Source organism: Streptomyces sp. NBC_00259 (genome assembly GCF_036181745.1).
GTDB lineage: Bacteria > Actinomycetota > Actinomycetes > Streptomycetales > Streptomycetaceae > Streptomyces > Streptomyces pratisoli.
In genome coordinates this window covers 1,813,532-1,825,997 of record NZ_CP108080.1, presented here as the reverse complement: position 1 = coordinate 1,825,997, position 12,466 = coordinate 1,813,532, and the positions used below count along the sequence as shown (strand labels likewise).

The 12,466-nt window shown below is 71.8% G+C and carries 10 protein-coding genes; 6 read left to right on the top strand and 4 right to left on the bottom strand.

Features of this window, described 5'->3' with window-relative positions; translation table 11 throughout:
- Window positions 1-93 precede the first annotated feature (93 nt).
- Together OG766_RS08215 and OG766_RS08210 are read right to left on the bottom strand one after the other, a co-directional pair.
- Window positions 94-1,452, bottom strand: a complete 1,359-nt coding sequence (locus tag OG766_RS08215; protein WP_328724922.1) for a hypothetical protein — start codon at window positions 1,450-1,452, stop codon at window positions 94-96.
- Window positions 1,436-2,401 (bottom strand): hypothetical protein, encoded by a 966-nt coding sequence (locus tag OG766_RS08210; protein WP_266375027.1) that lies wholly within the window; start codon window positions 2,399-2,401, stop codon window positions 1,436-1,438. The genes OG766_RS08215 and OG766_RS08210 overlap by 17 nt, the downstream gene beginning before the upstream one ends.
- 170 nt (window positions 2,402-2,571) lie before the next feature.
- Here OG766_RS08210 and OG766_RS08205 point away from each other — a divergent pair, with 170 nt between their 5' ends.
- The gene (locus OG766_RS08205) at window positions 2,572-2,949 is read left to right on the top strand and encodes a cupin domain-containing protein (protein WP_266375028.1); all 378 of its coding nucleotides are present in this window, start codon (window positions 2,572-2,574) and stop codon (window positions 2,947-2,949) included.
- Here the strand turns inward: OG766_RS08205 and OG766_RS08200 are convergent.
- On the bottom strand, window positions 2,939-4,222 hold the full coding sequence (locus tag OG766_RS08200) for an MFS transporter (protein WP_328724919.1): 1,284 nt from the start codon (window positions 4,220-4,222) through the stop codon (window positions 2,939-2,941). The genes OG766_RS08205 and OG766_RS08200 overlap by 11 nt on opposite strands.
- A 134-nt stretch (window positions 4,223-4,356) precedes the next feature.
- Complete coding sequence (locus OG766_RS08195) at window positions 4,357-4,893, bottom strand: methylated-DNA--[protein]-cysteine S-methyltransferase (protein ID WP_266375030.1); 537 nt, start codon at window positions 4,891-4,893, stop codon at window positions 4,357-4,359.
- Between the two features lie 269 nt (window positions 4,894-5,162).
- Between OG766_RS08195 and OG766_RS08190 the strand changes: the two genes are divergently transcribed.
- The 5 genes from OG766_RS08190 to OG766_RS08170 all read left to right on the top strand — a co-directional run bounded on the left by OG766_RS08190 (window position 5,163) and on the right by OG766_RS08170 (window position 12,425).
- Complete coding sequence (locus OG766_RS08190; protein ID WP_328724918.1) at window positions 5,163-6,047, top strand: MHYT domain-containing protein; 885 nt, start codon at window positions 5,163-5,165, stop codon at window positions 6,045-6,047.
- Between the two features lie 90 nt (window positions 6,048-6,137).
- Window positions 6,138-8,285 (top strand): excinuclease ABC subunit UvrB, encoded by a 2,148-nt coding sequence (uvrB, locus tag OG766_RS08185; protein WP_328724917.1) that lies wholly within the window; start codon window positions 6,138-6,140, stop codon window positions 8,283-8,285.
- Between the two features lie 202 nt (window positions 8,286-8,487).
- Window positions 8,488-9,054: a TerD family protein gene (locus OG766_RS08180; protein WP_328727448.1), complete on the top strand. Its 567-nt coding sequence runs from the start codon at window positions 8,488-8,490 to the stop codon at window positions 9,052-9,054.
- Window positions 9,055-9,142: 88 nt separating this feature from the next.
- Window positions 9,143-11,128 carry a TerD family protein gene (locus tag OG766_RS08175; protein ID WP_266375035.1) on the top strand — a complete coding sequence of 662 codons (1,986 nt, stop codon included), beginning with the start codon at window positions 9,143-9,145 and terminating at the stop codon, window positions 11,126-11,128.
- A gap of 295 nt (window positions 11,129-11,423) precedes the next feature.
- Window positions 11,424-12,425: a TerC/Alx family metal homeostasis membrane protein gene (locus OG766_RS08170; RefSeq protein ID WP_328724916.1), complete on the top strand. Its 1,002-nt coding sequence runs from the start codon at window positions 11,424-11,426 to the stop codon at window positions 12,423-12,425.
- Window positions 12,426-12,466 lie beyond the last annotated feature (41 nt).

Genomic DNA, 12,466 nt, shown 5'->3' with positions numbered 1-12,466 from the left:
CCGCCGTGCCGCCCGCAGCCTCGCGCCGGCCGCAGCCTCGTGCCGTCCGTAGCCTCGTGCCGTCCGTAGCCTCGTGCAGTCCGCAGCCCGGCGTCAGCCGCAGTCCCGCGGCATCGGCAGCCGCGGCAGCCGGTCCGCGCGTACGACCTGGATCACGGACCGCCCACCCGGCCCCTTCGTCTCGCCCTGGTTGTAGGCGACGGCGAGCGCACCGGCCCTGGCCTGCGCATAGCCGTACTGCGGGGTGATCCGGGCGTACGCCGACGTCCGCAGGTCCAGCGCGTACGCGGCCTCCGGCGTGCGCCAGGTGATCAGCTCACCGCTGATGCGCAGCTGGTCGAGACCCTCGGCCGCGGGTGGCCCGGAGAGCCGCGCCACCGGCGACCGCTGACCGGGCCGCCAGACCATCAGCCTCGGCTCCTCCTCGTCCTCGATCCAGGCCCAGGTGGCGCCGTCCGAGGCCGGCGAGCGCAGATCGCGCAGCCCGCCCAGGGGCCCCGGGAGCCCGGCCGGGCGCAGGGTGGCGAACGACAGCGCGGCCAGCTTCGTCGTCCGGCCGTCCGGGCCGGCCTCGCGCCAGGCCAGCAGCCCGCCGGCGGCGAAGGGCGCGTCGAGCACCCCGGTGTGCAGGGCGCGGGGCGCACGGGACGACGTGCCGGAGCCGGGCGGGCGGACCGGGCTGGTGAAGATGGTGGCCCGCCCGTCGCCGGTGCCCTGCGCCCAGAAGACCGCCCCGCCCCGGACGACGGGCTGCGGGAGCGGGCCGGGGAGCGCGGAACGGGCGAGCCGCCGCATTCCGCCCTGCGCGTCCCGTACGTACAGCGACCAGGGGCTGTCGAGCGTCCGGCCCTCCAGGACCGCGAACGCCGTCCACCGGCCGTCCGCCGACACATCGGCCGCCAGGAGCTGGTGCTCGACGGGGTCGGTGAACGTCAGCAGGGTGCGCGGGGCCCCGGCGGCCTCGACGAGGGCGGCCCGGCGGGTCCGGTCGTCCGACAGCTGGACGACGGTCCAACTGGCCCGGGGTCCCACTTCCGTGAGCACCGCCCGCTCACCCGTGGGCGCACGGAACTCGCCGGCGGCGAGCGCGGACCGCCAGCTCTCGGGCAGCGGCGCCTCACAGGCCGCCCGGACGGCCGCCGCCGACGGTCGCGATCCCGAGGTCACCGGCACCGACGGTGCGGAGACCGACGGGGCGGAGGCCGAAGGGTCGGAAACCGACGGTGCGGAGGCCGAAGGGGCGGAGGCCGAAGGGGCGGAGGCGGCCGTGGGGACGGTCGGACGGGCGGTGGGCGCCGGTGTACAGCCCATACCGCCGACCAGCAGCGCCGCGCTCAGCAGCGCCGTGTTCAGCAGGTTCGCGTGGAAGAGCGCCGTGTTCAGCGGGGCCGGAAGCGTGGTCCCGGTGACCGGGGGAGCGGGCCTGCCGGCGGACCTACCAGACGTATCCACGGCCGCCCATGATCGTCGTGATGGTGTGGGACGAGATCCGGGCCGACTTGGGCACACCGCCCGCCCACGAGATCACGCTGGTGCTCACCCCGCCCACCGGGTCCAGATAACGGACCTGGCCGGCATCGGTGTCGCTGTTGTAGCCGTCGATCGCCACCCAGTGGAAGATCTCGATGTTCGGATGGCCGACGAGGTGCGGGCCGCCCGGCACCTCCCAGGCGTTGCCGGCGATCGCGTAGTCGTAGTCCGTGTCGTGCATGATGTGCTCACGGAAGTCCGCCACGTCGTCCGAGGTCGGGCTGTACGGCAGTGACCTGGGCACGTAGTTCGCGCCCGGCAGCCGGTAGTTGAGCGCGTCCACGACGGGGTAGCCGGTCGGGTCCGGCACATCGATGCCGACCCCGTACCAGGCCGTGCCGCTCGAGTCGGTCTCCAGGAGATCCGCCGCGCTCTGCTGCGAGCGGCCGCCGACCTCGTCATGCGCGGACTGAGTGATGACGAGGGCCGCCGGCCCGCACCAGTACGAGGTCCGCTGGGACTGGTGCAGTCCGCCCGAGACGACGTAGCCGGCGCGCTTCGTCCGGGTCTCGGCGCGTCTGAACCAGCTGCTCGCCGCGGCCTCCTTACGGGCGGTGAGTCTGCGCTGCCCGGGGGTGAGCCGCCGGGGGCCGAGGGTGTCGAGTGCCTGCTTGTAGACGGCGCCCGGTGCGAACACGGGCGCGGGCAGGGACCCGGGAGCCGGCATGGACCCGGGTGCGGGCAGGGACCCGGGCGTGCGCGGCGGCGCCGGGAGCGGAAGGGGCCGGGGGACCGGATCGGTGACCTGTCCGGCGGCCGCGCGGGGGCCGACGGGCTCGGCGGCCGCCGTGGGTCCGGCCGCCGCGAGGGCGCAGAGGAGGACTCCGGCCGACATGAGGGCGAGACAACGCCCCGTGCGCACTGCTGACATCGGTCATCGCTCCTGTACGAGGTGGGGACTCGGGTGGGCGCTGCCGTGGGCGTCGCGTGCCTTCCCCCGGGGCAGCTCTGGGCGTACCCACGACGGTGCCCCGGGCCGGGCCACCACCCGGGACGGCTCGCCGCGCACGGGCATCTTTTCGCCCGCTAAGGTGAGCCGCCATGACGACCTTCGATCACACAGCCGCCGGGCCTTCCTCCCCTTCGTTCGCCGTGCACATTCCGGATGCCGAGCTGGAGTCCGAGCCCCTCGATCCCGGCCAGATCGTCTCCGGGGAACCGGTCGTGACGGGCCGGACGCTGTGGGAGTCGGAGGACGGCAAGCAGCTGCGGGGCATCTGGCAGATCACCCCGGGCGTGGTCACCGACACCGAGGCCAACGAACTGTTCGTGGTCGTGAGCGGGCGTGCCACCATCGAGGTCGAAGGGGGCGACACCCTGGAGGTCGGGCCGGGTGACGCATGTGTGCTGCGCGAGGGCGACCGTACGACCTGGACCGTGCACGAGACGCTGCGCAAGGCCTACCACATCAGCCTTTGACGGCCGGCTTCCCCTTGGTGAGTGCGCGCCGGGCGGCGAGGGCCGCCAGCGGGAGCAGCAGGCAGGCGCCGATCAGATTGAGCCCGCCGTAACCCGCCTTCGCCACGATGACGCCGGCCATGACGCCGCCGATGCCCGCCGACGCGTTCATGGTCAGGTCCGACAGGCCCTGCACGGCGGCCCGGGCGGGGCCGGGTACGGAGTCGGTGAGCAGGGCGGAGCCCGAGACGAGTCCCGCGGACCAGCCGAGCCCCAGCAGGAACAGGCCGGCCGCGGTACGGCCGTGGCTCGCCCCCGCCGTCCCGGCCAGCAGAGCGGCGCACGCCAGCAGCCCCACGGCGAGGCCGATCACCGAGAGCCTGCCGAGCCGGTCGGACAGCATTCCCATCACCGGCGAGAAGGCGTACATACCGGCGATGTGGCCGCTGATGACGAGGCCGATCAGCTCGATCCCGGCCCCGTGGTGGCTGAGCGCCAGCGGGGTCATCGACATGATCGACACCATCGCGGTGTGCGAGACGGCGACCGTGACCAGCGCGAGCCGGGCCCGCGGCGATTCCCGGACCGCCCGCACGCCCGCCCTCAGGGAACGCCCCTCCTTCGCGTCCTCCCCGGCCGGTGCCAGCGCCCGTGCCGTCAGCAGCGGATCGGGCCGCAGCAGTACGGCCACGACGAGCGCCGAGAGCAGGAACACCGCGGCCGCCCAGACGAACGGCCCCGCGGCCGCCGGTATGCCGAGCCCGGAGACGCTCCGTCCCGCCGGCGCCGCGATGTTCGGCCCGAGCACCGCGCCGATCGTGGTCGCCCACACCACCGTGGAGATCGCCCGGGCCCGTCGATCCGGCTCGGCCAGATCCGCGGCGGCGAACCGCGCCTGCAGATTCGCCGAGGACGCCGCCCCGAACCCGGCCATGCCCAGCAGAAGCAGCGGAAAGTTCCCCAGCACCGCGGCGAGCACGACCACACCCGCTCCGACGGCCCCGATCAGATACGCCAGGACCAGCCCGGGGCGCCGCCCCCGAGCGGTCATCAGCGCGGCCAGCGGCACGGACAGCAGTGCCGTACCCGCGACGGTCGCGGTCGGAGCGAGGCCCGACAGTGCCTCGGACCCGCTGACCTGCTGGGCCAGCACGGCTGCCAGGGCGATACCGGTCGCGACGCCGAGTCCGCCGAGGATCTGACTGACGATCAGCACGGGTGTGACCCGCCGCCGCAGGGCGGGCAGGTCGACGGAGGCGGAGGCCAGGGGGACATCACGGGAAGGAGCGGACACCGCCGCAGTGTGCCAGGGACACCCGTTCGAGGGGAACCGCACGGGCAGTGCCCGGCTCCCGCCCGGGCGGCCCGGCACCGGATCAGGACACGGGATCAGAGCACCGGATCAGGACACGGGATCAGAGCACCGGATCAGAACAGCGGCTGTGGCAGCACCCCCTCCAGCGCCAGCAGCTTCCGCTTGGTCTCAAGACCTCCACCGAATCCGCCCAGACCCCCGTCGCTCTCCACCACCCGGTGGCACGGCACCACCAGGGGCAGCGGATTCGAGCCCATCGCCGCGCCCACGGCCTGGGCGGCGCCGGGCAGGCCCACCCGGTCGGCCAGATCGCCGTACCCCACGACCGTCCCGTACGGAACGCCGTCCGCGAGCTCGCGCAGCACCTGGCGGTTGAAGCCGGAGGTCAGCGACCAGTCCAGCGGCAGCCCGAACTCCTTGCGCCGCCCCGCGAAGTACTCCGCGAGCTCCCGTATCGGCTCGGCGAGCAGACCCGAGCCGGTCACGTCCTCGACGGGCTCACGGCCCAGCCGCGCGGCCAGCTGCCCCAGCGCCCTGTCCCGCACCCCGGCCCGGGCGTGGAACACGACGCTCACCAGCCCCTCGTCGGTGGCGGCGAGCAGCAGCGGCCCGATGTCCGAGTCCACGACGGTCCACGCGAAGCTGTTCATGCGGACCACCGTACGACCGGCCACCGACAGCCGGCCGGGCCTGTGGACAACCGCCGTCCGACGCCTTCGGAACGGCCGGCGGGTACAGGATGGCCACAACATGAACGGAACCGTCGCGATGGGGTCCTCGCTCCACCGTTTCCTCGCGGAGAAAACCCGGCCCCGATGTGTGCTTGCCGGTCCGCTCGCCATACTCTCGCCCGGACAAGGCTTCCTCGACGGGGGCACACGGGGGCACGGGCGACACAAGGGGCGAAGGGCATAGAACGATGCAGGGCACAGTGGACGGTTTCAGCTACGGTCTCGTCACGCCTGTGGCCGCCTACCTCCTGGCCTGCCTCGGCGGCGCGCTGGGGCTGCGCTGCACCACCAGATCACTGCGCCACGGCGGAGCCCTCAGACCGGGCTGGCTGGCGCTCGGCGCCACCTCGATCGGCTCCGGGATCTGGACGATGCACTTCGTCGCCATGATGGGCTTCACCGTCGCCGAGGCCCCGATCAGCTACGATCGGCCGATCACCTTCGCCAGCCTCGGCATCGCCGTCGTCATGACCGGCATCGGCATCTTCATCGTGGGCCACCGGGGCGCCACGGCGATGGCCCTGATCACCGGAGGGACCATCACCGGCCTCGGCATCGCCTCCATGCACTATCTCGGCATGGCCGGGATGAGGCTCCAGGGACGGCTCGTGTACGACACCCCGACCGTCGCGCTGTCCGTCGTGATCGCCGTCGTGGCGGCGACCACCGCGCTGTGGGCCGCCGTGTCCGTCCACGGGTTCCTGGCGAGCCTCGGCGCCAGCCTGGCGATGGGCGTCGCGGTGAGCGGAATGCACTACGCCGGGATGGCGGCCGTCGACGTCCATCTGCACGGCACCGTCCCGCCGTCCGCCGTCGGTGACTCGCCCGCCACGCTCCTCGCCCCGATGCTGGTCGGCCCGGCCGTCTTCCTGATCCTGGCGGCCGCGGTCGTCATGTTCGACCCGCTGCTGGTCACGGGCGACCGGGACGAGGCGCCCCCCGTGCGCCTGTCCCGCACGGTGCCGGGAGCCGTGCCCGCGCAGCGGCGGCTGCCGTCCTACGGAGAACCGGCGAACCGGTCGGCGTCCCCGCGCACCGTGCGTCGCGTGTCCCAGCGCTCCCGCCAGCGCTGACCCGCTTCCGCCGGCGCCCGCCCGCTCCCCGGAGCTCCCGGGCACGGCCGATCCGGCCCGGCTGTCAGTGGCGGGTCGTACGGTGGTTCCATGCGGCCCGTTTCCCAGATCGAACGCACGATGGCGCCCTTCGAGGTCGTCAGCCCCTACCAGCCCAGCGGTGACCAGCCCGCGGCCATCGCCGAGCTCGCCCGGCGCATCCGCGCGGGCGAGAAGGACGTCGTCCTGCTCGGCGCGACCGGCACCGGCAAGTCGGCCACCACGGCCTGGATGATCGAGAAGCTTCAGCGCCCCACCCTCGTGATGGCGCCGAACAAGACGCTGGCCGCCCAGCTGGCGAACGAGTTCCGCGAGCTGCTGCCGAACAACGCGGTGGAGTACTTCGTCTCGTACTACGACTACTACCAGCCCGAGGCGTACGTCCCCCAGTCGGACACCTACATCGAGAAGGACTCCTCGATCAACGAGGAGGTGGAGCGGCTGCGCCACTCCGCGACGAATTCGCTGCTGACCCGCAGGGACGTGGTCGTGGTCGCCTCCGTCTCGTGCATCTACGGCCTGGGCACCCCCCAGGAGTACGTGGACCGCATGGTGCCGCTCAAGATCGGCGAGGAGATCGACCGCGACCAGCTGCTGCGCCGGTTCGTCGACATCCAGTACACGCGCAACGACCTGGCGTTCACCCGGGGCACCTTCCGGGTGCGGGGCGACACCATCGAGATCTTCCCGGTCTACGAGGAGCTCGCCGTCCGGATCGAGATGTTCGGCGACGAGATCGAGGCGCTCTCGACGCTCCACCCGCTCACCGGCGAGGTCATCAGCGACGACCAGGAGCTCTACGTGTTCCCCGCCAGCCACTACGTGGCCGGCCCGGAGCGCATGGAGAAGGCGGTCAACGGGATCGAGCGCGAGCTGGAGGAGCGCCTCGCCCAGCTGGACAAGCAGGGCAAGCTCCTGGAGTCCCAGCGACTGCGCATGCGCACCTCGTACGACATCGAGATGCTCCGCCAGATCGGATCCTGCTCCGGCGTGGAGAACTACTCGATGCACTTCGACGACCGCGCCCCCGGCACCGCGCCCAACACGCTCCTGGACTACTTCCCGGAGGACTTCCTCCTCGTCATCGACGAGTCCCATGTGACGGTCCCGCAGATCGGCGCGATGTACGAGGGCGACGCGTCCCGTAAGCGCACCCTCGTGGAGCACGGCTTCCGGCTGCCCTCGGCGCTCGACAACAGGCCGCTGAAGTGGGAGGAGTTCCAGGAGCGCATCGACCAGACCGTCTATCTGTCCGCCACCCCGGGCACCTACGAACTCTCCCGCTCCGACGGCTTCGTGGAGCAGATCATCCGTCCCACCGGCCTCGTCGACCCGGAGGTCGTCGTCAAGCCGACCGAGGGCCAGATCGACGACCTGGTGCACGAGATCCGCAAGCGCACCGAGAAGGACGAGCGCGTCCTGGTCACCACGCTCACCAAGAAGATGGCGGAGGACCTCACCGACTACTTCCTGGAGCTGGGCATCAACGTCCGCTACCTCCACAGCGACGTCGACACGCTCCGCCGGATCGAGCTGCTCCGCGAGCTGCGCTCCGGCGAGTACGACGTCCTGGTCGGCATCAACCTGCTCCGTGAGGGTCTCGACCTTCCGGAGGTGTCACTGGTGGCGATCCTCGATGCCGACAAGGAGGGCTTCCTGCGCTCCGGCACCTCCCTGATCCAGACCATCGGCCGCGCGGCGCGCAATGTCTCCGGCCAGGTCCACATGTACGCCGACAAGATCACCCCGGCGATGGAGAAGGCCATCGACGAGACCAACCGCCGTCGCGAGAAGCAGGTCGCCTACAACAAGGCGAACGGCATCGACCCGCAGCCGTTGCGCAAGAAGATCAACGACATCGTGGCCACCATCGCCCGCGAGGAGGTCGACACCGAGCAGCTGCTCGGCACCGGCTACCGCCAGGGCAAGGACGGCAAGGCGGCCAAGGCGCCGGTGCCGTCGCTCGGCGCGCACACGGTCAAGGGGCCCAAGGGCCCCAAGGCGGCCGTGGCCACCGGCAAGGGCGAGATCACCAGCGACCGCCCGGCCGCCGAACTGGCCGGGATCATCGAGGAGATGACGGACCGGATGCGTGCCGCCGCGGCAGAGCTCCAGTTCGAGGTGGCCGCACGGCTCCGCGACGAGGTGAGCGAACTGAAGAAGGAGCTGCGGCAGATGAAGGAAGCGGGGATCGCCTGAGCAGGCCGGGCGTCCGCGCGCCCGCCGGACGTCTGTGTTTCAACACCGACACAAAAACGGACCAAGGCTGCTGCGCTGTCAGTGCTGCTGCGTAGGGTGCTGGGCAACCGCACACACGGACGGTTGCGGGGGAACCATGGAGAGGGGACAGCGCGTGGTGGACGTATCCAAGGGCGGTACGCCCGGGGGTCCTGGCGTCAATCTGACCAAGGGACAGGCCATCAGCCTGGAGAAGCAGGGCGGCGGCACCCTCACCGCGGTGCGGATGGGGCTCGGCTGGCAGGCGGCGCCCCGGCGCGGGCTGTTCGGCTCGCGCACCCGGGAGGTCGACCTGGACGCCTCGGCGGTGCTCTTCGCCGACAAGCAGCCGGTGGACGTGGTCTTCTTCCGGCACCTCGTGAGCGACGACGGCTCGGTCCGGCACACCGGCGACAATCTGGTCGGCGGCGCCGGCCAGGGTGGTGACGACGAGTCCATCCTCGTCGACCTGCAGCGGGTGCCGGTCCACATCGACCAGATCGTCTTCACGGTCAACTCGTTCACGGGCCAGACGTTCCAGGAAGTGCAGAACGCGTTCTGCCGCATCGTGGACGAGACCAACGGCCAGGAGCTCGCGCGCTACACGCTGGACGGCGGCGGTCAGTACACCGCGCAGATCATGGCGAAGGTGCACCGCGTCGGTTCCGGCTGGCAGATGACCGCCCTGGGCAACCCCGGCACCGGCCGGACGTTCCAGGACCTGATGCCGTCGATCCTGCCGCATCTGTAGGCGCGGCTTCGACTGTCGTGACCGCGCAGCTCCCGGAGGCAGCAGGCCGCCGGGAGCTGCACCGCTTACCACCGAGGGGACAGAGGCGATGACGGCCGAGCTGGTCAGGGGGCAGAACCACGCCCTGCCCCACACCCGAGTCGGCATCCGGGTGTCGGCCGGCAAACCGGTCGTGGCGGCCGCCACCCTGGCCGACGAGGACGGCCGGGTGCCGAGCACCGAATGGGTCGCCCACCCCGGCCAGGCGGCCCTTCCGGGGATCGAGGTCTCCCGCCGGGCCACCGCCGACCAGCGGCTCACCGTCGACCTCGACGCCGTGCCCCCGGCGGTGCACCGGCTGACCGTGCTGCTCGCGCTGCCGATGGGGCCGGGCTCCCCGGTCCGGTTCGGCTCCGTCGCCGCCCCGTACGTCGCCGTGACCGGGCCCGACGGCGACGAGATCGCCAGCTACACGATCACCGGCCTGGACTCCGAATCCGCCGTCGTGGCCCTGGAGCTCTACCGCCGCCAGGGCGCCTGGAAGGTCCGCGCCGTCGGCCAGGGCTACGCGGGGGGCCTCACCGCACTCCTCACCGACCAGGGCCTCGACCGCGCGGGCGAACTGGCCGCCGTCATCCAGGAGACCGTCGCCCCCGGCGTGGCCCGTACGGTGGGGACACCCCCGGCCCGGACGACGGAAGTACGGCACAACGCGGCGGCGGCCGCCGGCGGCACAGCCGGCGACACCGGCCCCGGCCCCGGTCACAGCACGGGCCCCGGCCCCGGCCCCGGCTCAGGACCGGGAGCGGCAGCGGACCCGCAGCCTCCGGCCTCCACGCCGCCCCAGCCGCCGGCGCAGACCCACGACGGCTCCATCGACTACACGCACCCGCGTCGGCAGCAGCCCGCCGCCCCGCCGTCCCCGCCCCCGGCCGCACCGCACGCCGAGCCGGGACGTCCGCCCACGCCGGTCGCCGGGGACGCCACCGGCTGGTCGCTGGAGGAGCGTCTTTACAACCAGGTGTGGGGCATGTTCGAGGACCTGGCCCGTACGACGGCCGCGTACCGCAGCGCGGTCGACTTCGCCGAGTCCCGGCTCGACCAGGAGCTCGACCGGGCCCTGTCCGACCCGCGCAGCCGGATCGCCGGCGCCGGTGACACCGCCCGTGAGGCGGCCCGCGCCAAGCACGACGAGCTGACCGAGCGGGCCCGCGAGGTCCTCGACCGTGACCTCGCCCAGCTGATCGCGGAGTCCGAGGTCGTCGAGCCCGCCCTGCCGCCCGCGTTCGCCCGCTGGGACAGCCCCGTCTGGCACGGCTACCGGGTCCCGATGGAGATCCCGATGGCTCTGCGCCTCGGCGATCTGCACCTTCCCGAGCGGCCCGAGCTGCGGATCCCCATGCTGATCCGGCTGCCGCTGGAGCGCGGCCTGTGGGTGGACAGCGGCCGCGGCGCCTCGGAGGCGGCCTCCCTCATGGACGAGGCGCAGCTGCGCCGGCGCGCCATGGACACCGCCGTCGGCCACGCGGTCCGGCTGCTCGCGGTGTATCCGGCCGGGGAGTTCACGGTCCATGTCATCGACCCCGCGGGCTCCGCGGCGGTCTCGCTGGCCCCGCTCGTGGGGTCGGGCGTGCTGGACGGGCCGCCGGCCGCCGGAGCCCAGGGCGTCTCCACCGTGCTCGCGAAGCTCACCCAGCGGGTGGACCTCGTGCAGATGGCCGTGCGCGGCGGCGCGGCCGACGCCCTGCCGCCCGACCTCGACACGGCCGAGCAGCTGCTGATCGTCAACGACTTCCCGCACGGCTTCGACGACCGGGCCGTCACGCAGCTGCGCTACCTCGCCGACGAGGGCCCGGCGGTCGGGGTCCATCTGCTGATGGTCGCCGACCGCGAGGACGCGAGCGCCTACGGGCCGGTGCTCGATCCGCTCTGGCGCTCCCTGCTGCGGATCACGCCCGTCCCGGACGACCACCTCGCCGACCCGTGGGTGCAGCACTCCTGGACCTACGAGCCGCCGGAGGTCCCGGCGGGCAGTGATGTGCTCCGGCTGGTGCTGGCCCAGGTCGCCGAAGCGCGCCGGACGTGGAGGCGCTGACCCGTCGCGCGCTGCTCCGGGCGCAGAACGCCAGGACCCCTGCTGACCTGCTTACTTGACGCTTACATTACCTCTGTCTTTACCATCCCTTGGGTTTTCCTGTACTGTTCTTTGCGCGGAGGGGAGTACTCCCATATGCGGCGTGCCCGTCAATACGGACGGACAGACCTAGACCGGTCCCGGGGCGCCGGCCCGTAGTGCGGCGAGTGCCGCCCGGGTGGAAGAGACCTCCGGCAGCGACGACGCTGATCAGTAGCCGTACGACGCCGGAGGCGCAGTGGACGTTTCATTCACCATGTGGGCAGTGACCATTCTTGGTCTGGCCGTCCTGATCGCGGTCGACTTCTTCATCGGGCGCAAGCCCCATGACGTGTCGATCAAGGAAGCCGGAATATGGACGGTCGTCTGGATCGTCCTCGCCGTGCTCTTCGGACTCGGGCTGCTGCTGGCCGGTGAGAGCCAGGCCTCGGGCGAGTTCTTCGCCGGCTTCATCACCGAGAAGTCGCTCAGCGTCGACAACCTCTTCGTCTTCGTGCTGATCATGGCGAAGTTCGCGGTGCCGTCCCACCTCCAGCAGCGGGTGCTGCTCATCGGTGTGCTGATCGCGCTGGTCCTGCGGGCCATCTTCATCGCCGCGGGTGCGGCGATCATCGCCAGCTTCTCCTGGGTCTTCTACATCTTCGGCGCGTTCCTGATCTACACCGCCTGGAAGCTCATCCAGGAGGCGCGCAAGGACGAGGAAGAGGACGAGTTCGAGGAGAACAGGCTCCTCAAGTCCATCGAGAAGAAGTTCGGCGTCGCCGACAGGTACCACGGCACGAAGCTCTTCATCCGCGCCAACGGCAAGCGCATCCTGACCCCCCTGATGGTCGTCATGCTCGCCATCGGCACCACCGACGTGCTGTTCGCCCTGGACTCGATCCCCGCGATCTTCGGCCTGACCCAGGACCCGTACATCGTGTTCACGGCCAACGCCTTCGCCCTGATGGGACTGCGTCAGCTGTACTTCCTGATCGGCGGACTGCTGAAGAAGCTGGTCCACCTCAGCTACGGCCTGTCGGTGATCCTCGGCTTCATCGGAGTCAAACTCGTGCTCCACGCACTGCACGAGTCCGGCGTCCACGTCCCCGAGATCTCCATCCCGTTCTCGCTGGCGGTCATCTGCGGCGTACTGATCATCACCACGATCACGAGCCTCATCGCCTCCAGGAAGCAGGAGCAGCGGGAGGCGGCGGAGGCCGCGGAAGCCTCCGCGGCCGGCGAGCCCGAGAAGGACAAGGACAGCATCGAGGCCTGACGCCTCACCGCGCGCCGCGCGGCGCTCATCCCGCGCGCGGT

What these genes read in the sequence shown, in the direction of transcription:
- OG766_RS08210 (WP_266375027.1), bottom strand. Translation starts at nt 2,401, where the DNA reads ATGTCAGCAGTGCGCACGGGGCGTTGTCTCGCCCTCATGTCGGCCGGA.
- OG766_RS08205 (WP_266375028.1), top strand. Translation starts at nt 2,572, where the DNA reads ATGACGACCTTCGATCACACAGCCGCCGGGCCTTCCTCCCCTTCGTTC.
- OG766_RS08195 (WP_266375030.1), bottom strand. Translation starts at nt 4,893, where the DNA reads ATGAACAGCTTCGCGTGGACCGTCGTGGACTCGGACATCGGGCCGCTG.
- OG766_RS08190 (WP_328724918.1), top strand. Translation starts at nt 5,163, where the DNA reads ATGCAGGGCACAGTGGACGGTTTCAGCTACGGTCTCGTCACGCCTGTG.
- uvrB (WP_328724917.1), top strand. Translation starts at nt 6,138, where the DNA reads ATGCGGCCCGTTTCCCAGATCGAACGCACGATGGCGCCCTTCGAGGTC.
- OG766_RS08175 (WP_266375035.1), top strand. Translation starts at nt 9,143, where the DNA reads ATGACGGCCGAGCTGGTCAGGGGGCAGAACCACGCCCTGCCCCACACC.
- OG766_RS08170 (WP_328724916.1), top strand. Translation starts at nt 11,424, where the DNA reads ATGTGGGCAGTGACCATTCTTGGTCTGGCCGTCCTGATCGCGGTCGAC.